This window comes from Ferruginibacter profundus (assembly GCF_054783275.1).
This window is the reverse complement of the sequence record NZ_BAAGQW010000001.1, coordinates 977,779-998,568: the sequence shown is the minus strand read 5'-3', so window position 1 is coordinate 998,568 and position 20,790 is coordinate 977,779. Positions and strand designations below refer to the sequence as shown.

Annotated in this window: 25 protein-coding genes; 6 read left to right on the top strand and 19 right to left on the bottom strand. The window is 38.0% G+C overall.

The genetic code is table 11. The annotated features are described in order from the left end of the window. Nucleotides 1-9 precede the first annotated feature (9 nt). A complete protein-coding gene (locus ACYVM0_RS04180; protein WP_460552915.1) occupies nucleotides 10-354 on the bottom strand; it encodes a winged helix-turn-helix transcriptional regulator in 345 nt (114 codons plus the stop codon). Nucleotides 355-475: 121 nt separating this feature from the next. Here ACYVM0_RS04180 and ACYVM0_RS04175 point away from each other — a divergent pair, with 121 nt between their 5' ends. The 4 genes from ACYVM0_RS04175 (at nucleotide 476) to ACYVM0_RS04160 (ending at nucleotide 4,610) form a co-directional block, all read left to right on the top strand. Then, nucleotides 476-1,333 carry a type 1 glutamine amidotransferase domain-containing protein gene (locus ACYVM0_RS04175; protein ID WP_460552912.1) on the top strand — a complete coding sequence of 286 codons (858 nt, stop codon included), beginning with the start codon at nucleotides 476-478 and terminating at the stop codon, nucleotides 1,331-1,333. Nucleotides 1,334-1,500: 167 nt separating this feature from the next. Continuing rightward, nucleotides 1,501-2,121: an NADPH-dependent F420 reductase gene (locus ACYVM0_RS04170; RefSeq protein WP_460552909.1), complete on the top strand. Its 621-nt coding sequence runs from the start codon at nucleotides 1,501-1,503 to the stop codon at nucleotides 2,119-2,121. A gap of 394 nt (nucleotides 2,122-2,515) precedes the next feature. After that, a complete protein-coding gene (locus ACYVM0_RS04165) occupies nucleotides 2,516-3,937 on the top strand; it encodes an SDR family oxidoreductase (protein ID WP_460552907.1) in 1,422 nt (473 codons plus the stop codon). Nucleotides 3,938-4,184: 247 nt separating this feature from the next. Beyond that, a complete protein-coding gene (locus tag ACYVM0_RS04160) occupies nucleotides 4,185-4,610 on the top strand; it encodes a helix-turn-helix domain-containing protein (RefSeq protein WP_460552904.1) in 426 nt (141 codons plus the stop codon). A gap of 402 nt (nucleotides 4,611-5,012) precedes the next feature. Here the strand turns inward: ACYVM0_RS04160 and ACYVM0_RS04155 are convergent, their stop codons facing one another. The 18 genes from ACYVM0_RS04155 to ACYVM0_RS04070 all read right to left on the bottom strand — a co-directional run bounded on the left by ACYVM0_RS04155 (nucleotide 5,013) and on the right by ACYVM0_RS04070 (nucleotide 19,870). Then, nucleotides 5,013-5,498, bottom strand: coding sequence for a hypothetical protein (locus tag ACYVM0_RS04155; RefSeq protein ID WP_460552901.1), 486 nt, complete (start codon nucleotides 5,496-5,498; stop codon nucleotides 5,013-5,015). A gap of 258 nt (nucleotides 5,499-5,756) precedes the next feature. Next, nucleotides 5,757-6,230, bottom strand: a complete 474-nt coding sequence (locus tag ACYVM0_RS04150) for a hypothetical protein (RefSeq protein WP_460552898.1) — start codon at nucleotides 6,228-6,230, stop codon at nucleotides 5,757-5,759. Nucleotides 6,231-6,455: 225 nt separating this feature from the next. Then, nucleotides 6,456-7,043, bottom strand: coding sequence for a TMEM175 family protein (locus ACYVM0_RS04145; RefSeq protein ID WP_460552895.1), 588 nt, complete (start codon nucleotides 7,041-7,043; stop codon nucleotides 6,456-6,458). Nucleotides 7,044-7,048: 5 nt separating this feature from the next. After that, nucleotides 7,049-7,960 (bottom strand): helix-turn-helix domain-containing protein, encoded by a 912-nt coding sequence (locus tag ACYVM0_RS04140; protein WP_460552892.1) that lies wholly within the window; start codon nucleotides 7,958-7,960, stop codon nucleotides 7,049-7,051. A gap of 34 nt (nucleotides 7,961-7,994) precedes the next feature. Next, nucleotides 7,995-8,450, bottom strand: coding sequence for a nuclear transport factor 2 family protein (locus ACYVM0_RS04135; RefSeq protein ID WP_460552889.1), 456 nt, complete (start codon nucleotides 8,448-8,450; stop codon nucleotides 7,995-7,997). Between the two features lie 13 nt (nucleotides 8,451-8,463). Further along, complete coding sequence (locus ACYVM0_RS04130) at nucleotides 8,464-9,453, bottom strand: aldo/keto reductase (protein WP_460552886.1); 990 nt, start codon at nucleotides 9,451-9,453, stop codon at nucleotides 8,464-8,466. A 358-nt stretch (nucleotides 9,454-9,811) separates the two neighbouring features. Further along, nucleotides 9,812-10,474 carry a hypothetical protein gene (locus ACYVM0_RS04125; protein ID WP_460552883.1) on the bottom strand — a complete coding sequence of 221 codons (663 nt, stop codon included), beginning with the start codon at nucleotides 10,472-10,474 and terminating at the stop codon, nucleotides 9,812-9,814. A 311-nt stretch (nucleotides 10,475-10,785) separates the two neighbouring features. Further along, nucleotides 10,786-11,316 (bottom strand): hypothetical protein, encoded by a 531-nt coding sequence (locus ACYVM0_RS04120; protein WP_460552880.1) that lies wholly within the window; start codon nucleotides 11,314-11,316, stop codon nucleotides 10,786-10,788. 194 nt (nucleotides 11,317-11,510) lie between these two features. Beyond that, nucleotides 11,511-12,182, bottom strand: a complete 672-nt coding sequence (locus tag ACYVM0_RS04115; protein ID WP_460552877.1) for a hypothetical protein — start codon at nucleotides 12,180-12,182, stop codon at nucleotides 11,511-11,513. Between the two features lie 267 nt (nucleotides 12,183-12,449). Continuing rightward, the gene (locus ACYVM0_RS04110; RefSeq protein WP_460552874.1) at nucleotides 12,450-13,061 is read right to left on the bottom strand and encodes a hypothetical protein; all 612 of its coding nucleotides are present in this window, start codon (nucleotides 13,059-13,061) and stop codon (nucleotides 12,450-12,452) included. Between the two features lie 414 nt (nucleotides 13,062-13,475). Then, nucleotides 13,476-13,985, bottom strand: a complete 510-nt coding sequence (locus ACYVM0_RS04105; protein WP_460552871.1) for a hypothetical protein — start codon at nucleotides 13,983-13,985, stop codon at nucleotides 13,476-13,478. 232 nt (nucleotides 13,986-14,217) lie between these two features. Continuing rightward, nucleotides 14,218-14,997, bottom strand: coding sequence for a hypothetical protein (locus ACYVM0_RS04100; RefSeq protein ID WP_460552868.1), 780 nt, complete (start codon nucleotides 14,995-14,997; stop codon nucleotides 14,218-14,220). Between the two features lie 252 nt (nucleotides 14,998-15,249). Further along, entirely contained in the window at nucleotides 15,250-15,921 is a 672-nt protein-coding gene (locus ACYVM0_RS04095; protein WP_460552866.1) for a hypothetical protein, read from the bottom strand. Nucleotides 15,922-16,142: 221 nt separating this feature from the next. Next, entirely contained in the window at nucleotides 16,143-17,249 is a 1,107-nt protein-coding gene (locus tag ACYVM0_RS04090; RefSeq protein WP_460552863.1) for a hypothetical protein, read from the bottom strand. Nucleotides 17,250-17,339: 90 nt separating this feature from the next. After that, entirely contained in the window at nucleotides 17,340-17,795 is a 456-nt protein-coding gene (locus tag ACYVM0_RS04085; RefSeq protein WP_460552860.1) for a hypothetical protein, read from the bottom strand. Between the two features lie 344 nt (nucleotides 17,796-18,139). Continuing rightward, complete coding sequence (locus ACYVM0_RS04080) at nucleotides 18,140-18,502, bottom strand: hypothetical protein (RefSeq protein ID WP_460552858.1); 363 nt, start codon at nucleotides 18,500-18,502, stop codon at nucleotides 18,140-18,142. A 154-nt stretch (nucleotides 18,503-18,656) separates the two neighbouring features. Next, nucleotides 18,657-19,094 (bottom strand): DUF1801 domain-containing protein, encoded by a 438-nt coding sequence (locus tag ACYVM0_RS04075; protein ID WP_460552855.1) that lies wholly within the window; start codon nucleotides 19,092-19,094, stop codon nucleotides 18,657-18,659. A gap of 218 nt (nucleotides 19,095-19,312) precedes the next feature. Further along, entirely contained in the window at nucleotides 19,313-19,870 is a 558-nt protein-coding gene (locus tag ACYVM0_RS04070) for a YcxB family protein (protein ID WP_460552852.1), read from the bottom strand. 186 nt (nucleotides 19,871-20,056) lie between these two features. On the opposite strand from ACYVM0_RS04070, the gene ACYVM0_RS04065 reads away from it, so the two are divergent. Both ACYVM0_RS04065 and ACYVM0_RS04060 read left to right on the top strand, forming a co-directional pair. After that, entirely contained in the window at nucleotides 20,057-20,311 is a 255-nt protein-coding gene (locus tag ACYVM0_RS04065) for a hypothetical protein (protein ID WP_460552849.1), read from the top strand. Nucleotides 20,312-20,320: 9 nt separating this feature from the next. Next, on the top strand, nucleotides 20,321-20,710 hold the full coding sequence (locus ACYVM0_RS04060) for a hypothetical protein (protein WP_460552846.1): 390 nt from the start codon (nucleotides 20,321-20,323) through the stop codon (nucleotides 20,708-20,710). The last annotated feature ends 80 nt before the right edge of the window (nucleotides 20,711-20,790 follow it).

Below are 20,790 nucleotides of genomic sequence, written 5' to 3'. Positions count from 1 at the left end.
TACGTGCCGTTATTTTGCCTGCTCTTGTTTTTCTATCATACTTAATCCGTAATTTCTGATTGTTGTAATAAGTTTTATGATGTCTTTACCTTGCTCGGTCAAACTGTATTCTGTCTTTGGTGGTACAACTGCATATACTTTTCGGTTGATGTAGCCGTCTTCTTCCAATTCTCTTAATTGTGTCGTTAGCATTTTGTCTGAAATATGAGGAATGTCTTTTCGCAATTCGCCATAACGCATCGTTTGGCCTTTCAATCGCCACAAAATTGGAGCTTTCCAGGTACCGCCAATTTGTTCCATTACTAATTGTACTGGATTGTAATAAACTTTTCCGTTGTATTTAAAATCGGGCATGGGCTGTAACCAATTATTTTATTGATACTTACCAAAAAGTATGTATCGCACTTTTTGGTTGTACACATTGCAAAGGTAGATATAGTTTGCACTTTTGCAACATAAATTTAAAAAAGCAAATATGCTAAAGTCAATACTTTCAATATCGCTAATTGTTCTCACCACATTAGCCTTATCGGCACAAACAAAAAAATTATCTAAAAAACTAAATTCTAAAAAAATGGTAACAGAGGTAAGCAGTTATGTACATTTTCACGGTGCACCTGCCAAAGGCAAAATTTTAATGGTGGCAAGTTCGCCAGCTATTAGCAAACAAACACAATGGCCAATTGGTTTTTGGGCAGCCGAACTCACACATCCACTTCGTGTATTTCAAGAAGCAGGCTACCAGGTAGAATTGGTTTCTACCGAAGGTGGAAAATTAGAAATGGATGGTTACTCAAATCCAACTGATGCAAGTGGTTACTCTGCCGGGGATGTAATTTCGTTAGGTTATATGCAACAAAAATCGTTTAATGATATGTTGGCAAATACCAAAAAATTGACAGAAGTTGATGCCAAAAACTACGATGCCATTTTCCTGGTTGGTGGTCAGGGCCCCATGTACACATTTAAAGGAAACAAAGCCTTAGAAAAATTATTTGTGACTTTTTATGAAACAGGAAAACCAAGTGCTGCAGTTTGTCATTCAACTACTTTATTGCTGGAAGCCAAAAAATCAAATGGCGAATTATTGGTACAAGGTAAAACCTGGACAGGCTTTGCTGATGCGGAGGAAGAATTTGCCGACAAGGCAGTGGGTATGAAAATTCAACCTTATAGAATTGAGGCCGAAGCGAAGAAAATTGCAGGCACTACTTTTAAAGTTTCAGCACCTTTCAGTTCTTATGCCATTGCCGACGGTAATTTAATTACCGGACAACAACAAAACAGCGGTGCAGCAGCAGCTGAATTATTGGTAAAAATGCTGAATAAATAATGCAATACAGTTTTAAAACAATGTTTGCAGTAATAGCAATGTTTCTTTAGGGAAACATTGCTATTGCACAAATTACTGTGGAAGTTTTTGCCGGGCATTAAAAAAACTACCACAGTAATTATGTTCTTTAAGTTTATTAACAGCAAAGAAATAAAAAAAATAAAAAAATGAATATAGCAATTATAGGAACAGGGAATGTTGGCGGCGCTTTAGCCACCAATTGGTCCAAAAAAGGACACAATATCAATTTAGGTGTACAAGATGTAAACAATTTTAAAGGTAAAGAATTGTTGAAAAATGCAAATACAATTGCATTCTCTGTCAAAGATGCAAGTGCAAAATCAGAGCTCATTTTAATTGCAACACCACCCACAGCAATTTTTGAAATTTTTGAACAATTGGGCGATGTGTCAAACAAAATCATAATTGACGCCACCAATGCAGTAATGAAAAGCCCTGAACCTTACAAAACAGTCTATCATTTTTTAGCAGATAAAACTAATGCAGAAATTGTCAAATGTTTCAATACCACAGGCTTCGAAAATATGCTCAATCCAATGTATAATGGCGAAGCAATAGATATGTTTATGGCTGGCGAAAGTGAAAAAGCAAAATCTGTTGCTAAGCAATTAGCCTTAGATTGTGGTTTTGGTTCTTGCATTGATTTTGGTAAGTCCGACAAAGTAGAACTGTTGGAAAAATTCGCATTGTCATGGATAAATTTAGCAATTATGCAGGGGCACGGAAGAAATTTGGCGTTTAAAGTGGTCCGCAGGCAATTGAGCTAAGCAGATGGGTGCTGTATAATGGCACATTACAGGTTCCTTGTAATAAGAATACTTTTTACCCGGAAGAAAATACTTACCCCCGCTGCATGAGTTTGAACCAAACAATAGGAGCATACCCAGGAGGCAACACCAACGTGAGCTTTGTAAATTCAACAGCACGAAATATGCGCAGCTATAGCTGCCAACGGCAGTTTGAAAATATACACCTGCAGGTAACAACAAAAACCCAAACAGGCAGGCAAGGTGCTGCCGCTGTATACCACGGCCGTTGCAGGCATTAATGAGCTGGAGGCTTATTGCTAAATGCATCGTAAAAAGCGCCGCTGTTAAACTACCGCTGCTTTTAAACTTTTAATGCTTTAATACGTTTACGGTAGTACAAGCAACAACAATTTTGAAAATACTACTTACAGGTGCCACCGGTTATATTGCGCAACGATTACTGCCCGAACTACTGGCTGCAGATCACTATGTTTATTGCTGTGTGAGGGATAAGGCCCGCTTTGATATTGACCGCTTTGAAGACCCGGATATCAGCGTGGTAGAAGTAGACCTGTTACTGGAACAAACATTGCAAAACATTCCTGCAGATATTGATGTGGCTTTTTACCTGGTACATTCCATGAGTACACGCAGTGGCGATTTTGAAAAAATGGAAACCACCTCGGCAGAAAATTTTAAAAAACGGATGTTGCAAACCAATGTAAAACAGGTCATCTATCTTACCGGTATTGCAAATGAAGCTCATTTATCCAGGCACCTTCAATCCCGGCTTAATGTAGAGCATATTTTAAAAAGCGGGCACTATGCATTTACTGCATTGCGGGCCGGTATAATTGTAGGGTCGGGTAGTGCTTCTTTTGAAATAATACGCGACCTGGTAGAAAAACTACCCGTGATGATAACCCCCAAATGGCTTAACACCAAAACACAACCTGTGGCTATAAGAGATGTGCTGGCCTACTTAAAAGGTGTGATAGGTTTACCCGTGGCATACAACAATAATTTTGATATAACCAGCGACGAAATATTTACCTACAAAGAATTATTATTAAAATTTGCCGTTGTACGGGGGCTTAAAAGAAAAATTATAGTATTGCCGGTGTTAACACCGCGGCTATCCTCGTACTGGTTATACTTTGTAACTTCTACCAGCTATGCACTGGCCAAAAACCTGGTAGACAGTATGAAAGTAGAAGTAATTGGTAAACCCAATAACCTGGGCGAAATATTACACATAACTGCCACCCCATACGAAAAGGCAATTGCACTGGCATTTGTAAAAATTGAGAACGACCAGGTACTCTCCAGCTGGAAAGATGCGGCCACAAGTAATATTTTATACAAAGGGGTAACGGTGCATTTGCAGGTACCTAAGGAGGGAACATTTAAGGATACACGAAAACTTAAAGTAACAGATGCCAATAAAACCCTCGACAAAATATGGCGCATTGGCGGCACAAATGGCTGGTACTATGGCGGATGGCTTTGGGGCATAAGAGGGCTGATGGATAAAATGGCGGGCGGCGTAGGATTGCGCCGCGGCAGAAGAAGCCCCACCCAATTATACCCCGGCGAATCGCTTGACTTTTGGCGGGTACTCATTGCAAGCAGAAAAGACAGGAGACTACTTTTATATGCCGAAATGAAACTGCCCGGTGAAGCATGGCTCGAATTTTTTATCAACGACAATAACGAACTGGAACAAACCGCTACTTTTCGCCCGCTGGGTTTAAAGGGCAGGTTATACTGGCTGGCTGTTTTGCCCTTTCATGGATTTATTTTCAGGGGCATGCTGCGTGCACTATGCAAATAAGCAGCAGTTGTAATAATTGTTATTGCGGTGGCGCCGGTACACAATGTTGCCAATACAGCCATAGTAATACAACATAGGCACACCATTATGCCGTGCATTTAAATAACCCCATACCGCTAAATACCTTACCCCAGCCCGTTAGTACCATCCGCCTGCAAATACCGCCCACACATTCTTGTTTTTTTTGTATTTTTATGTTACAATAATGCAGCAAAAGCAGTACATTTACTACCTAACAAATACTGTAATGACAGATAAAAAAATACACGAAGGCCACAACATAAAACGCTTTAGAGAAATGCTGGGCATTAAGCAGGAGGCCATGGCACTCGAACTGGGCGAAGACTGGAACCAGAAGAAAATATCTTTACTGGAGCAGAAGGAAAGCATTGAGCCAGGCATACTGCAACGGGTATCGGGCGTACTTAAAATACCGGTAGAAGCCATTCAGAATTTTGATGAGGAAGCGGCGGTAAATGTTATTGCCAATACTTTTAATTGTACTGACTTCAAGGATAATTCTTCTGTTGTCAATATCAACCCGGTGTTTGACCCCATCGAAAAACTTGTAAAACTTCACGAAGAAAAAATTGCCTTGTACGAACGCATGCTGAAAGAAAAAGATGAAATGATGGCCCGGTTGGAAACAATAATTGCAGCACAGGTAAAATAGTACAGTACCAGCAGCACCTTTTAATTACTCCACTTTATAAGTGGCACCCGCTATAGCCTTTTTACAATTGCACCGCTTGCGGTAAACCCGGCAACAACTGCTTATAATCCATATTCATCCTTCGCCATCCTTCGCTGCAGCGTGCAGCATCCTTCGCTTAGCCCTTATGCATCCTTCGCTGCACATTGCACCACACCATATTAAGCATTGCTTAGGTATACCACTGTCATTGCACGGGGGTACTACTTTATGCTATTGATTGGTGAGGGAGTGGGGTTATGGATGTGTTGTGGTTTATTATCCCTCGTAAGTTTATACTGCGGTTAAAAACCGCTAAGATCAATAGACACGAGTGACCTTCCTTCGGAAGAACACTTGCGCCAGAGGTGTTAGCAGTAGTACCTATATCGACGTCGTTTTGTCAAACGAAACTCCACCTCGGTCATTTATCTCTATGGTCTGCGTCGGTAAATAGCTCGGAAGCTGTCGAACGTATTGTTTGTAGCCAACAGACTTAAAAGAGATTGTTCCTTGTTGTGTTTCAATAAACCAATCCATCTCAATATCCCGCCCGATGTGGTCAGCGTTGTTCGGTCGTTGCGGATTTTTACGAGTTATGTCGTCTATTTCAAGTTCTATCCCGGAAAACTCGAGGTCGAATTTCAAATCGTAAACATTCTCGAAGACGAGGGTACAAGGCGATACCCAAAAATGATAGGTTTTTCCTGTCAGCACCCATTTGAAAATATAGTCAATGTCAAACAATAGCTGAAAATTCTCGCCGAACGAAATAGCGTAAACAATGCTGTCATGCCAGCCCATCGTGTCAAAGTCTTTCTCTGTCCACAGACTTTTCTCTAACTCATATCGCTTTGGTAAGTACGTCATTTGGTATTGCTGATAACGGGCAGGGCTTTATGCAGGTTGGGAATTATCCCGAATGCTTTCGGGACTTCTGCCCATAACCGCTGCTGATTGAACCTGCCTGCCGGCAGGCAGGAATATGTTGATAAAGTTAAGTACAAAAGCTGACAGTTTTTCGTCTGCTGAAACTGAAGCTGGGACTTGCAAATAGCTGATGTTACAAGGTCAAGCCCAATTTGCATCAAACCCAATGTTGTACGCTGTAATATTCTGCTGTCTGTCTTAATCGAAGTTGTCTGATTTGCCATTTTTTATTGTCTTATTAAATAATACCCAAAAATATTTTACAATTTTTTTGTACGATGTTCTCGTGGGTTTTAATAAGTCATATTTGTTTGTTGTCTCCACGAAAATGAATATAGTGTTTGTTTTACTGCGGTCTAAATTTATATCTATTGATGAACTAGTTCTAATAATTATTTTATTTTTTGACCAGTTTTTATTGTGTCCATTGAATTGAAGAAATTCACCATCGCTTTTAGGTGTTGAAAATCTTTTATGAAGAGCGTCAAAAAAAGGTGTTGTCACATTTTGAGTTCTAAAACTCAACGCATTTACGTGTGTCCTGTTACCAATTGTCCCGTTAGCTTCCGGATAAAATTTGCTTGTAGAGTCTTGAGCAAATAATAGTTGTCCTAAAATGCAAAATAGAAATAATGTTAGGATGCGTTTTATTGTCATTTTAATTTTTGTCAAATAGGGAAGTTTCAACTTATAGCGTACAACGTTAGCGGCTTTGCTAGGGCAGGGAATTCATTGCTGTCTGCCCCGTACAAATACCCATTTAAAATATATTGTTAAAGTTAAGAACTAAAGCTGAAAATTTAACGTCGGGCCCGAACTACTGCTGATACTTGCACAGAGTTGATGTTATAATGTCCGGGCCTGCTTTTGCAAATACCATGTAAGTGGTTGTGCATTTTAGTCGCTTGTGTTGGTTATACTGTTGTCCGTTTTATGGTTTGGTAAAAACCAAGCAGCAGCCATTAAAACCATTATGATAAATGCAATTTTTGGGAAGCCCAATAATGCTATAATTCCTGCTGAAAAATTAACGGCTATGGTAATGTAACTTTTAGAGTGCCCTTTGTAAAATTTTGAAAATTCCGAATTTGAGCCGTGCAGTTTGCATAAACTGTTTACCAAAAATATATTCGTAATCGTACTTAAAGTCATTACCAATGCATAAAGAGCAACGGTTATGTTGGAAAAATGATTTTCGCCCATTGAAGCCGTTACAAACGGTATTAAACTTTCCCAAAAAAGTACAAACATATTCAGCCAAAGTATTTTGTTGTTTACTTTGGTTGCAGTGTGAAATAAATGATGATGGTTGCTCCAATATAAACCTACAAAAACAAAACTCAACGCATAACTTGCAAATACAGGATAAGCATTTAGGTAATCTTGCCACGTTGGGTTGTGCGGAACTTTTAAATCCAAAATCATAATGGTAATGATGATGGCTAAAATTCCGTCCGAAAATGCTTCTAATCTATTCTTGCTCATATCAATTAGTTAAACGACTGCCTAAACTCCAAAGGCGAAACGTTTGTTTTGTTTTTGAATAATTTATTGAACGACTGCGGAAATTCAAAGCCCAATCGATAGGCAATTTCGCTTACAGAAAGGTTGGTTGTAGAAAGTAATTCTTTGGCTTTTTCTATCAGCTTTTCGTGTATATGTTGTTGTGCGGTTTGTCCTGTAAAATTTTTCAACAAATCGCTTAAATAGGTTGACGTAAGGTTTAACTCGTTGGCTAAATATTGAACTGTTGGCAATTCATTAGGTTCATTATTAAAATAATCGGTCAATAACTTATCAATTTTTGATAAAGTATCATTACTTATTTTTTTTCGGGTTAGAAATTGGCGGTTGTAATATCGGTCAATATGCACCAAAAGTAATTCGATATTTGCAATGATTACTTCCTGACTGAATTGGTCAATATTATTCTGATATTCTTGCTCTATGGATTTGAAAAGGTTTAAAATAATTTGCTCTTCTTTGTCTGACAAAAACAAGGCTTTGTTATTGCTATAAGAGAAAAATCCGTAGTCTTTTATGGTTTTTGCCAATGGATAACCTTGAATAAAATCGGGATGAATAAGCAATTTGAAGCCTGTTAATTTTATGGCTTCTACTTCTTCTATAGCTATTACTTGCTTGGGTGCGGTAAGGGTCATTATTCCCTCGTCAAAATCATATTCGGTTTGTCCGTATTTTATTCTACCTGTTTCGCCTTTCTTGATAGAAACAGAATACATATCGTTTACAAAATGTTTCCATACATCGCTCAACATAAAATCTACTTCTTCAAAGTTGATAACACTTATCAATGGATGTAAGGGTTTTGGCACGCCAAACAAACGATGAAATTCGGTTACCGATTTTATTTCGGGAATTTCTATTTTTTGTTTACTCATATTCTATACGCTGTTATTATTCAAATTTATAATTTTAAAAAGTTGTTGCAACAGAATGTAGAATAATCCAATTGTCATCTCTTTTTTCTAATTCCATTTTTTGTTGTAATCGCCAAGCATTTCTACTACCCCAAATTCTTGCATCTAATAAATTCTGTCCTACAAATATAGCTTTGTCTCCTTCGATTTTTACCGAAGTTTTTACTTCTTTGTACGAATAGTATTTCATACTTTCAGTTTCAATTTCGTGAAACCATTCGGCTTTACTTTGTACATAACCTGTGATGTGTGTAAGCGTAAAATCTTTGTCCACAATATTATTCATCGCCTTTGTATCTCGTTCTATCATTAATTGAGTTAGTAGGCGAATTACTTCAATGATTTTATTTTCTTCTGTTTTATTATCTGTTATTTCCACTACTGGGCTATTTTTTGATTGCGAACAAGCTACTCCTGTATTTAGAAGTAGCATTGTTGCAAAATATTTCAATAAATGATTCATTTTACTTGTCAATAAAAGTCATATGAACAGGCGATAATCTTTCGCCAACAATGTTTATTTTATCGTAAGTATTTTGAATTTCTTTTAAATCGGTTGCGGTAAGTGTTACGTTTACTGCTCCGTTGTTTTCAGTCATTCTTTCCATTGTTTTTGTTCCTGGAATAGGTACAATAAATTGTTTTTGAGCCAACAACCAAGCCAAGGCAATTTGTGCTAATGTTGCATTTTTTTCTTTGGCAACGTTGGCAAGCAATTCAAGAATTGGCTGATTGGCTTCCATTGCTTCTTTGGTAAATTTTGGGAAAGTAGCTCGTAAATCGGTGTTCGGGTCAAAAATTTGGTTAGTATTTACTTTTCCTGTAAGATACCCTTGTCCAAGTGGACTCCAAGGCACAAAACCGATACCTAATTCCTCACAAACATCCAATACTTTTTCTTCTGGGTCTCTTGTCCACAAAGAATATTCGCTTTGAATAACCGAAACAGGATGAATAGCATTTGCTCTGCGAATGGTGTTTGCACCTGCTTCTGACAACCCAAAATGCTTAATTTTTCCTTCTTGAACCAAATCTTTTATTGCACCTGCAACGTCTTCAATTGGAATAGTTGGGTCAACTCGGTGTTGGTAAAAAATATCAATTACATCGGTTTTTAATCTTTTCAAAGAGGCTTCCGCAACTTGCTTTATGTGTTCAGGTCGGCTATTCAATCCAACTATTTGGTTGTTTTCAATTTTAAAACCATACTTGCTGGCAATGATTACCTTGTCTCTAAAAGGTGCAAGAGCTTCGCCCACTAATTCTTCGTTTGAGAAAGGTCCATACGCTTCGGCTGTATCAAACAGCGTTACACCTTGTTCATAAGCAGCTCTAATAATCTCAATGGCTTTTTTCTTTTCAACGGTTTCGCCATAACCGAAACTCATATTCATACAGCCAAAACCCAATGCAGACACTTCAAGTCCGCTGTTTCCTAATTTTCTTTTTTGCATTGTCAAATTTTTTAATTGTTAATTGATGATGCAAAGGTCAGCTTACTTGTTTTTCGGAATGTGTCCAAAATAGGGGAAGTTGTATCCAAAAATTATTTTGCTGATTTTTATGTCGATCGTTAAAGTTTGCAGTGTCGCCGGTTACATTACCGCTAATGGCCACAGCTTTGCGTTCGGCAGGGTATTTGGAAAACGTTCAGCCCGGAACTGTAGCCTATGTAAGATACAAAAGTTGAAAACATATTGTGTTGCTCATCGGTGTTCGGTCAGCCGGATATGTAGCTGGTACTAGTACTGCCAATGAGGATTTGTTCGTCGACCCCTGCTGACGCAAAACTGAATGTTAGCGGCATGTCTTTCATTTGTCGATAATGACTGTGATGAATTCAGGTATGGGATGTTCGAGAATATCAGGCTGCCTGGCGAAAAACCATAAATAAGTTCTATCGCTTGGTTTGAGTCTCCCAATTAGTAATTCATATGCGCCGTCTAAACCCGTCAATCCTAATAAACCGTCAGGACCTCTATAGAATTCATATATTTCTATGGTGTCACCTTTTGGGATGTCGTCACTTGATAAATCAATGGAGTCTTTAACAAGATTCATATTATATTTTTTGAAAGAGGCCGTCTTATTATTGATGTTTATTATTACAGAATCTAATAACGACAATCTTCCTTCCCCATGAAACTTAAAATGATTTCCATCTCGCATAATTGAAAGTCTTCCATTTTCCTTTTTCGGTTTATCGGAGGAAAAAAGTTCGTTTAGTTGGTTATACTCTTGTTTGCTAATTCCAATATTAGAGTTGTATTCCGGTTTTCCACCTTCCTCAATTTGATGGAAGTATTTTTGTGTCCGACTATTCGTTTCAATGAGCTTTGAGAGTTTTTTAATTAGTTGTTTATGTTTAGTACTCACTTCTTTGCTAGTAAAATATTCAACTTCCTTCATGCCTTCTTTCAAGAATGGACGAAATTCGTTACTAACGTCAGGATTCTTTGGCGTTGGCAATCTCAAGCCACCTGAATTGTTATTACACGAAGTAATTATCGTAAGTAATAGTAAAAATATTAAAGGGTGCATGGTTGTAAGATTGCCGCTAACGGGCAGGGCTTTATGCAGGTTGGGAATTATCCCGAATGCTTTCGGGACGTCTGCCCATAATCGCTGCTGATTAGAAATATAAAGTTGAATTTAAGAACTAAAGTTGAAAGTTGTTTGTCCTGCCCGAACTACAGCCTGGATTTGCAATTGTCTGATGTTACAGTGTAGAGCCCAACTTGCATAAAACCCAATATTACCTGCATAGCCTAATTTATTAGAGATTTTCAACCCGAATAATTCGCACTCCAGGTTTTAAAACATGTACAAGTTTCTACCGGGCACATAATCCAACCTTCTTTCACAGTTTCGGATTCGTCATTCCTAAATGTCATGAGTTGATGTTCATTGAAGTCATGACCACAGTCATTACAAATTGTTTGGTCGGCAGATTCGTTGGTTTTGCGTAATCTATCCAACTTGTTGCTAAGTGCTGTTATGAATGTGTCGTAAGATTCATTTGTTATTGGTCGGTCGCCGATTTCAAAACTTGTAAAGATGTCAATATTTGTTAGGACTTCGTCATTCGAAAAGTTGTCAACCAAATAACTATAAAGTAAATAGCAAGTTCCGTTTTGCAGTGCTTTTTTGAAATTGGAAATTGTTGGAGAGAAAAGAACTACAAACCAAGTTTGACTCTTGTTTGGATTAAATAAAAGGGAATATGCAAATTCTTTAGAATGTTCTGTCTGTACAGCATTAAACATATGGCGAATCACTTCTTCTATTTTGTCTGCAATTAAATCGTATTGTCTCATGTCATGCTATGCGTTGATGTTTTGTAGACTGTTTAAAGGCTTGCCTATAACGTGCACGGCTTTGGGCTGTTGTGGAATTTTCCAACTGTCCGCCGGAACCGCTGCAGATTATTTTGTTTAGTTGAAGTTAAGAACTAAAGCCCAAATTTGTTTGTCAAGCCACACTTGCCCAAAAACGTTTGTTGCACGCTGCCTTATCGAAAGGTGTCAGTACCTTCTGATAAAAAACGTTTTACCTGGTTGGCAAAAAGCTTAATCTCAATTTCGTTCGATTGAATTTCCCGTCCATAATAATTGAAAACAAGTTTGTATTTCAACACTTTTGTCCCTGCTTCTTGATTTATGGAAGCTATTTCAAAAAGATTGGCTTCATTAGGAAGCATTCGTTTTTTGTAGTAGCTATTGCCACATGAAGAGCGTAAGTTTTTTCTCAATTGAAACCAGTTGTTATCTATTTTGATATATTCGGATATACTATCCAGAGTTGCGTCAATTCGAGGAATATAAAGTGTCTTATTTGAGAAATTCAATAAATAGACTTTAAAATGTTCCTCACCAGACTCGATAAATTTGTAGTTGTTAGGAATAATAAGGGTAAGAGTTTTTTTTCTTTCAATTTTTTCCTCGGTTAGAAAAGAAGCGTCAATTGTAGCTTGCTTATCAAACCAAACTTGCATTCCGCCTAAAGAACCAGATTCCATTAGGAAAAACTCCCAACGTTTATTGCTGTCAATAACCATTGTTTTATTTGTGTAAAGTAAATTCCAAAGACTATCCTCTCTGTTTTTCCAATTAGTTTGTGACTTGGCAGGCAGTATGCAGGAAAGTAAAACCGTCAGTGTATAAAATAGTCTTTTTAATTTCATATGGAACGCTCTTAAAGGTGACGTACAACGAGCAGGGCTTTTTGCAGGTTGGGAATTATCCCGAATACTTTCGGACGTCTGCCCATAACCGCTGCTGATTGAACCTGCCTGCCGGCAGGCAGGAATATGTTGATGAAGTTAAGTACAAAAGCTGATAGATATTCTTTTGCTGGAACTGAAGCTGGGATTTGCAATTAGCTGATGTTACAAGGTCAAGACCAACTTGCATAAAACCCAATGTTGTAGGCATACTCATCGTCTTCCAATTTAAATTCGCTTTGCTTTTTTAGGAACTTTGCCGTCTTGAAATTCTTGCCTTTGATTTGTGTCGCCTAAGTCCATCACAAACTTTTCCCACTTGCCTAACCAGTTTCTTACTGCACAACTCCAGTCACCTGTAACGGTATCAGAAAATTGCCAAAGAATATGATGGCCATCTTCATTTGAAAAACCCTCATTGTCAGCTTGTAAAATACCTTTAGTCTTGTTCCAGATTTTCGTTTTAATGTTGTCAATAACTTCAAAGTTTCCGTCATCAAAAGCTGCGTTGAGCATTTGAAAAGCGTAAATTACTTTTACTTTGTCAAAGAAATTTGTCAACCATTTTACTGCAGATGCAGGTTTGTAGTCTTGAATGTCTTCCTTAAACTCATTAAGTTCTTCTTGCCCTAATTCACCTTCAATAACTGGATTTCTTTCTAATTGTGCTAAAGGTTCCCCGTCTGCGTTTAATATGTCAAGCATTGTCCACTTGCTTGGTTCTTCGGTTGGGTCAAACTCAAACTTTGCAGTCAATCCGTCTGCGGCTAATGATTGAATTAGTTCGTCAACTTGAATGTCTGGGTTTTGTGAACCTAAAATTCTGATGTAATATCCCATAGGAAAGTGTCACTTTAGAGTTGCCTACAACGAGTGTATTTATGCTATTATACGCTATCAAGTTAAATGAAATTGCATTGATAATCAACGCTTTGATGTTATACATTTTAGATATATCGTAGCATCAATGCAATTTACTGTAATTTTTAATGTGAAAATAATGCAATTAAAAACGCCTCTCATTTGTAGCAGCGTCTTCAACATATTCCAATACAATTGTTGCTTCTGCTTTGCCGCAGCCACTTTACCGCAGTCTGCTTCACCCAGGCTTTCAGCTGTTCTACTCTTACAACACGCAGTTCAGTTTTTGCAAACGGTAAAAATAGAAAATGCCGCAACAATAGCCGGTTAAATACAATTAATTCACAGCATCCGTCTGTTTGCATAAGAGACTGGCGGCAACCAGCAACAGCATTATTTCCAACTCACTAAAACTCTTATTCGTTGAAGACCTGGCATTATAAGCTGTTGAACAAATACAAGTTCATTCTCCCAGATTGATTTTGCCGCTTTTGTTTCCGTTTCGGGAATCTCATTTGGCATGGTATTGAAATAAGTTGAAATGGTCTCCTTGTTCTTCTTTACAATTTCATAGTATGCACTATCCGTAGCATTTTCATCGCCTTCCCATTCGTATTCAATTAATCTAACTAAAGAGTCGGCTTTGGTATAAAAAAAGGATACTTCATTTTTGAAATTATCAACTTTCTTACCATAAATTATTGGTTGCGCTAAAGCAAATTTTGTTCTGTTTGGGAAATAGTCTTCCGAAATATCTATTGTGTAAGTGTGCTTTATTTTGTTTGCATGGTCAATTTTTCTTAAAGAGTCAATAGCAACAGTTTTAATTTTTGTAAAATTAAACGACTGGCCATAAATTAAAAATGGCACAAATAGAATTAGTATAGTAATAAAAAGCTTCATAAATATTGCTGTTAACGTTCGGGGCTTTGTACAGTAGGGGAACTAGCCAACTGTATGCCCGGAACTGAACCTGCATGCCGGTAGGCAGGGCTGAATGTATACGTAAAAATTGATGATTTGTACGTAACTAAATTAATAACGTTTTGCCTGATATGATGCCAAATTGAACTGCCGGTGATTGCTTCAATGTAATGTCTTAATTGCCCAAAAACTTTTTTTGTGTTCGGCATTTTCACCTGGTCTTTAAGTATATGCCGTCAATTGTTGCATTAAGTCCAAACTGGCTTTCACAAAAACCTTTCGTATAGTTGATATAAACAAAGGCGTTATAAAAAATTACTTTAAATTCACAACTATCACTGCCCGGAATTTTGTAAATAAAACTGTTGCCTGCCATAGTTATGGTGTCTTTTTCAACTTCAGCAATGTTTGGCCCTCTTTCAACATTTGTCAGGGAAAGTATGTTGAAAGCAATTTTGTTGTTTCCTGCTTTGCTAATATCAAAGTCTCCATTGTAACCATTTTCTCCATATTGGTAGTGGTAGTTTCCGAAAATTTTAGTTTCGTCTGGCTTAAGATTCGGGCTAACTATTAATGTGTCTTTTTGAGAAAGCGTCATTGCAAGTTCTTTCTTAGTTTTAGGTGAAACCCAAAGTCCACTAAAAGACTTGTCTGCCGGTTTGCCTTCAATAACACCTGTGATATTTCCTGTGTTGTCAAACTCTAACAGCCTATAACTTTTATCCTCTTCAATTGTACCTAAAAGCTTAATTGGTAGTTTGTCTTTGGTGTTTAAATAGGTGATTTCTCCAATGATTAAATTACTATCAAGCTGATAGTGAATGAAAACAGGCGTCTTACTGTTTAAAGTTCCTGCCCAGCAAATGTCTTTTTTGACGCCTGTAAAAGTTGAAGGCTTAGCAGAAACCGATGTGTCACTGCCATTGACTTTTTGATGCTGATTGTTGCAAGAGCTTATTGTTAATAAAAGTAAGTAAGTCCAATGTTTCATTTTAAGCAGGATGTTTCTTTATGCTGGCACGTAACGTTCGGGGCTTTTCGCAATAGGGGAATTGACCAACTGTTAACCCGGAACTAAACCTGCCTGCCGGTAGGCAGCGCCAAATTTATGACTAAAAGCCGAAGTTAAGAACTACTGCCAGTATTCCGTCCGCCGAATATAAAGCAGGGATATATGCACTGCCGATGATTGTTTAATGTTATGCCCCAATTGCAGAAAACTGCATGTAAGCCGCTGTATTGGTCAATCTTGCAGGTCTGTAATTTTTGTACTTATGCTTGAAAGGGTAGTGTCGTCCAAATATTCAATGTTGTCTATTAGTTCTTGCATGATTCCAATAATTTTTCCAGATTTTGAAGTGTCGCTTGGTGAGTGCTTACCAACAATTCTCTGTCCCTCGCTATAAAGTTTCGATAACCTATAAACAACGCCGTCTAAAGTAAAACCATTTGCCTTTGGTTGTCTCGCATCAATGATGGTGTTGTCAAGCAGCGAAAAAAGTATATCTCCGGTTTTTTTATTCAATTCAGACTTTACTGTAACTTTTGGAACATCTATTATTTTATTGTCGGCATAAAATAAGGCCCAATAATTTTTAGTCAAAGTTGTATGTGTCAACAAGTATCCGTCTTTTTGGTATTCAAGTGTCAATAAGTTTTCTGGCTCAAATGACGGTCTTATCAAAAAGTAAAATTGATTGACTTGGATTTTGTCGAAAAGGAAAATGTTATTCAGATTTTTCTCATATTGACTTATTATGTCGTCACCTAAACTTTGTGTTAGAGGTTCAAAAAATTGTTCGTCTTCAATGTGTAAAAGATGTTTTTCATATTGGTTCTGACAAATAGCAAGTTTTTCAGCGGTGTCAATTTTGCTGAATTGTTCAAAATGTGTTTTAAAATCTTCAAATGTCATAGCGGTCGTGTAATATGGCGGCTAACGTTTGAGTATTTCTTAAGGCAGGGAATTCATTGCCGTCTGCCCTGTACAAATACCCATTTAAAATATGTTATTAAAGTTAAGAACTAAAGCTGAAAATTTAACGTCGGGCCCGAACTACTGCTGATGCCTGCACAGAGTTGATGTTATAATGTCCGGGCCTGCTTTTGCAAATACTTTTGTAGGCAGCTTTTTATTTAAGGATACCAGCGAAATTTTCTTTCAGTCGTGTCCTTTTGCGTTTGATATGAAGTGTCTATTGGTATACTTATGCGCCATTTCAAAATTTCTTTTGCTTTTGGTTTTATTTTTTCTCTGAGTTTTACATAAGCAGGACAGGGATGTTCCCAAATAGCAGTTACAACGTCACTGATAATATTTTCTTTGTCTGGCAGACAGGTTTGCTTTGGTAGGGAAGTAAGCATTGTGTCTAATAATTTTGCACTCTTGTCGGTTTGCTGTACTACCAACGCTTTAATAAAATCTTCAGGGGCGGCTCTGTCGGCTGCATACCCTGTAAACCCATGAGGTCTGTTTCCTGAAAACTTATAAAACTGTCTGCGGTAATAAGTTTGCAAAACATCAAAATAGGCTGTATCCGGAAATTCAGCCATGAACTGAAATGATATGTCACTTAATCGCCAAACATGCTCCATTAGCCTTTTCTTGATAACTTCTGCATCTTGCTTTTTCTTAAACTTGGCAAGTCCGTAAAGTGCATATTCAATGTCGCCAAAGCCCAATTCGTAACCTTCATATGGGTCTAACCGTCTTGGACGTGTCGCCATGCTTTTTATGAACTGATAATATTTTTCTTGAGGCTCTAGGCCTGGCAGAATAATATAAGCTGACCGCAAGTAGTTGTGCTTAGTAAGAACTTCGTCAACTGTTTTGTTTTTTTCGGCCTTGGTTTTCCACTTTGCTTCCCGCAAAATGTCGTCTGATACAGTTCGGTCCCAAATGCCAAACTCACCACCATCTGTGAAAACAAGGGCGGTGTCATCCAGATGTTTTATTATAATGTCAAAATGGTCAAAGGATGTACGCCTCAACATTTCTCTGAAAGCCGCTGCTCTGAGTATCGGATGCTCGGACTTGCCTAAACGCTCCAGTTCCTCATCAGTAACCATTTTTCTGAAGGCACTGTCGCTGTACATGACTATTCCTTTCTCAACCATTTTTATCAAACGTGGTTGTAGAGAACTTCTAAAATCCGTTATTGAATAGTTATACTTATTGTCTGTCTTACAAGACCAAAATAAAAGTATGATGGATAAAAACAAAAGTAGTCTTGGCTTAAACATAAAGTTTTATAGTAGGATTCATCAGCGTAGGGTTTCCACAAAATAGCTGCTAACGTTCGAAGGGTATGTGATGCTTTTACAAACGCTATATTATGCGCTTTTGTCTGTCAATTGCTTAATTTGTTCTTCGAGGTCAGCAATGTAATCTTCAGGATCAAATTCCTTTCTTTCTTCATTGAGTTTTCTTGCCTCTCTGAATAAGGTCTCATAGCTAAGATGCAGTGACAGTAAAACGTCCTTCCAAAACATCACCCGTTCTTCTGGTGTATGACATGGACCGTCGTGGTCATTCTTAAAACGGTCGGGGTTCAGGATGAACAGTTCTTTGGTGTCAAGTCCCAGTTCTTTCACTCTTAGTTCTAAGGGCGTTTGCAACTCCCAGTTGTCAAACCAGTGCTCGCCGTAGTCGTTGTCTAATGTAAAGAATCGTCCAATCCAGACTACTTCATTCCATTCAGTTAATCCGAGTTGGTCAGCGATTTTCTTGTACGTTGGGTCAACTATAAAGCAGTCCAGTTCTTGTATGTAGGAAAATATTTTTATCACGTTGTTATTATAGGCTAGTTGTGCAAGTTGCGGCTAACGTTCGAGTATTTGCGAAGGCAGGGAATTCATTGATTGCCCAACCCGGTACAAATGCCCAATTGAAAATATGTTGTTGAAGTTATGAATTAAAGCTGAACACTGAACGTCGAGCCCGAACCGCTGCCGATGCTTGCACTTTGCTGATATTATAATGTCCAGCCCTGCTTTTGCAAATACTTTTGTTGTAAACAGGTTTAAATGCCTGACCACTTTTTTCTTTTATAAATCAACCCTTTTCTTTTTGGGTCATACGCAAAATATATAGTTAAACCACCTCCATTCCCCATACTAATATTGTTGTTCTTTTATGTTGCGGAAAAAGGAATTATTCCGCAAGAGAACTCACCTTTTCTGAAATCGAATGGAGTAATACCAACGATAGTTGTGCTTCCATTATTTTCATTAATCGCACTTACATACTGACTGTCTGTTTCCAAATATTTTATGTCAAAGCCCAGGATTTTTTTCGGCCAGCTGTCACCAATAAAATGGTCATCTCTAACATAAACGACTTTAGACTTAGTAGAATCCAAAGATTTGCAATATTCTTTTAAGGAAAAGAGATAAACATTATTAAGATTGTTTAAACCGTCAGTGTCTAACACTGTCTGGCCAATAGAGAAATTGAAGTTAAATGCTAATAACAGTACGAAGAATATCTTTCTCATCTTCAAATTTTAGGGTGTCGCTAAAAACTTGCTTACAACGAGTGTATTTATGCTAGCATCAATGCAATTTACTGTAATTTTTATTTTGAAAATAAGGCAATAAAAAACGTCATTCAATCAAGGTAGCGTTTTCAACAATATTCCAATACAATCGTTACTTCTTCTTTGCCGCAACCTTTTTTACCGCTGTTTTTTTAGCCCTCGCTTTCAGCTGTTCTTCTCTTAAAGCACGCAGGTCAATTTTTGCGCAATCAGCAATCAGCTCCTTTACAATTTTTAGTGGTATTTCAGCGGCAGTATTAAAATTAATGCAGCCTTTCTGAAAGCTGGCGTCTTTCAATAGCGCTTTATATTTTTCGTATATCACAGGCGAGCCATACATAGGCAGTACGTGCAACGACATATAATTTTTTACACTGGCAAGCCCGTACTTAAAAGTTCCCGGCGCATTATAAATGATCATCTCTTTGCCCATCATCGGGGCAATAACGGGTGTTACGGTTTTGTCTTTCTGTATAATAATTTCATGCAGCCGGGTTAATAATTCCTGCCGCTCTGCAGGTTGGGTGGCTATAAATGCTGGTATGGTCATGGTTTTATATTTTGGCGTAAATGCAATGTACTATCTTTTTTAATTTGCAGGTGGACCGATAAAAAAACACTACTCCAATGATAGGGGCTTCTGATCTGTTTCAATAAAATTTCTACTTCTTTTTTATCGTAGCTTTTTTCACAGGCCGGTTTGCCACCAATCAAATAAAACACTTTCGCTGCTTCACTAAAAGCCGGCAGGCTGCAGCAGGGGATAGGCTAATCTTTCACCAAATGCCCAACCTCGGCATTAAAAGAAATATGCTGGCCAAAAATTTTTTCTGTCTGCTGTTTGTCCGTTTCAGATTTAAATGCTCTTTTAGGTATCAGTATAGCCTGCTCACTATTTAAATACAGGAAATAATAATCCTTATTTTCTTCTTTTTTAACAATGCCGGGCCATTGGAATTTTGTTTCGGCAAATTCACCCCTGGTAAATATCCCGGTCTCTGCAATATTAATTTGCATTTCTCCAAAAAAATGAGCATTCATGGGATTGTCTGTAATTGAAGCTACCAGTCTTCTGTAATTGCCGGATATTGAAAACAGGGGAACTATAAATATACAGGCCAGCAGGGAAATACTGTAATAGAAAAAAGAATCAAATGTACCATGCTTTGATAACAGTTTAACAAATACCAGCATGGCAGCAAAAGAAAGAAATCTTGTAATGGCTGTCTTTATAGCTTTCTTTTTTTTATACGGGTTAAGCCAGCCTGCCTGGTAATAAAAATTAAAATAGTCTTCTTTTGTGAGGGTATAATTCAGGGTTATCATGAGTGCGCTTTAAATAAAAATACAACATATTTCCCTTCCTGCCGGTGGTGCGTCAGCCACAGCAAAAGCCCTTACCGGCTTTACTTGTAGAATAATAGTCATATGTTTCGTTGATCACCGTCATTCTTTTGTTGCCGGTCATTTTTTTACTTAGTACTATTATTCATCATGCTAAAAAATTAAATTATGCCAGACGTTGTAAAATTTGAAGTATCGCTGCAGAATATAAAACTAACTGCCGCCCAGATTGCTGCTGCCAAAAAAGCGCTTGAAGCCGCATTGCTCAACAGTGTTTTAGCCGACTATGCCAGGAATCATCCGGCTGGCCCGTATGTGGGCATTAAGCATCCCGATTTGATTAACGGTTTTATTGCACAGGCATTTAAAACCATCCCGGAAATAGCCATCAATGGTTATAAACAGGTTACAATAACCAAATGATCCTTGTATATGAAATCAGCAGGCAATAAAAGCTGCCCCAGTGCTGTAGCTAAACCCGGGGCCACCTTATTAGGCGTGGTCAACAGCAACGGAGTGGTAGGGTACATTGATACGCCGCTTACAATAGATGAAACTTTTATTGAAAAAGCCGGTGGTAACGATGTGGTGCTGGAAAAATCATTCCGGTTTAGTGCTGCATGTGCAAAAACCGGGTGCCGCCAATGGAGTAATGGTACATGCGGGGTCATCAAAAAAATAATGACGTTAAACCCGGGATGGCATGAGGATCATCCGCATTTACCCGCTTGTTCTATACGCAATACCTGCAGGTGGTATTTTCAGGAAGGTGATAAGGCATGCGCTTATTGCCCTTATGTGATCACTAAAGTAAACGGATAAACGCAAAAAGGGCAGCAGGGAAAATAGTAGCCCGGCAAACTGCCGGGCTACTATTTATTTCTTGTTACATTATGGTTGGT

Excerpts from the sequence above, each read along its gene's own strand:
- ACYVM0_RS04180 (WP_460552915.1), bottom strand. The coding sequence starts at position 354 with ATGCCCGATTTTAAATACAACGGAAAAGTTTATTACAATCCAGTACAA.
- ACYVM0_RS04175 (WP_460552912.1), top strand. The coding sequence starts at position 476 with ATGCTAAAGTCAATACTTTCAATATCGCTAATTGTTCTCACCACATTA.
- ACYVM0_RS04170 (WP_460552909.1), top strand. The coding sequence starts at position 1,501 with ATGAATATAGCAATTATAGGAACAGGGAATGTTGGCGGCGCTTTAGCC.
- ACYVM0_RS04160 (WP_460552904.1), top strand. The coding sequence starts at position 4,185 with ATGACAGATAAAAAAATACACGAAGGCCACAACATAAAACGCTTTAGA.
- ACYVM0_RS04155 (WP_460552901.1), bottom strand. The coding sequence starts at position 5,498 with ATGACGTACTTACCAAAGCGATATGAGTTAGAGAAAAGTCTGTGGACA.
- ACYVM0_RS04145 (WP_460552895.1), bottom strand. The coding sequence starts at position 7,043 with ATGAGCAAGAATAGATTAGAAGCATTTTCGGACGGAATTTTAGCCATC.
- ACYVM0_RS04140 (WP_460552892.1), bottom strand. The coding sequence starts at position 7,960 with ATGAGTAAACAAAAAATAGAAATTCCCGAAATAAAATCGGTAACCGAA.
- ACYVM0_RS04130 (WP_460552886.1), bottom strand. The coding sequence starts at position 9,453 with ATGCAAAAAAGAAAATTAGGAAACAGCGGACTTGAAGTGTCTGCATTG.
- ACYVM0_RS04120 (WP_460552880.1), bottom strand. The coding sequence starts at position 11,316 with ATGAGACAATACGATTTAATTGCAGACAAAATAGAAGAAGTGATTCGC.
- ACYVM0_RS04115 (WP_460552877.1), bottom strand. The coding sequence starts at position 12,182 with ATGAAATTAAAAAGACTATTTTATACACTGACGGTTTTACTTTCCTGC.
- ACYVM0_RS04110 (WP_460552874.1), bottom strand. The coding sequence starts at position 13,061 with ATGGGATATTACATCAGAATTTTAGGTTCACAAAACCCAGACATTCAA.
- ACYVM0_RS04105 (WP_460552871.1), bottom strand. The coding sequence starts at position 13,985 with ATGAAGCTTTTTATTACTATACTAATTCTATTTGTGCCATTTTTAATT.
- ACYVM0_RS04100 (WP_460552868.1), bottom strand. The coding sequence starts at position 14,997 with ATGAAACATTGGACTTACTTACTTTTATTAACAATAAGCTCTTGCAAC.
- ACYVM0_RS04095 (WP_460552866.1), bottom strand. The coding sequence starts at position 15,921 with ATGACATTTGAAGATTTTAAAACACATTTTGAACAATTCAGCAAAATT.
- ACYVM0_RS04090 (WP_460552863.1), bottom strand. The coding sequence starts at position 17,249 with ATGTTTAAGCCAAGACTACTTTTGTTTTTATCCATCATACTTTTATTT.
- ACYVM0_RS04080 (WP_460552858.1), bottom strand. The coding sequence starts at position 18,502 with ATGAGAAAGATATTCTTCGTACTGTTATTAGCATTTAACTTCAATTTC.
- ACYVM0_RS04075 (WP_460552855.1), bottom strand. The coding sequence starts at position 19,094 with ATGACCATACCAGCATTTATAGCCACCCAACCTGCAGAGCGGCAGGAA.
- ACYVM0_RS04070 (WP_460552852.1), bottom strand. The coding sequence starts at position 19,870 with ATGATAACCCTGAATTATACCCTCACAAAAGAAGACTATTTTAATTTT.
- ACYVM0_RS04065 (WP_460552849.1), top strand. The coding sequence starts at position 20,057 with ATGCCAGACGTTGTAAAATTTGAAGTATCGCTGCAGAATATAAAACTA.
- ACYVM0_RS04060 (WP_460552846.1), top strand. The coding sequence starts at position 20,321 with ATGAAATCAGCAGGCAATAAAAGCTGCCCCAGTGCTGTAGCTAAACCC.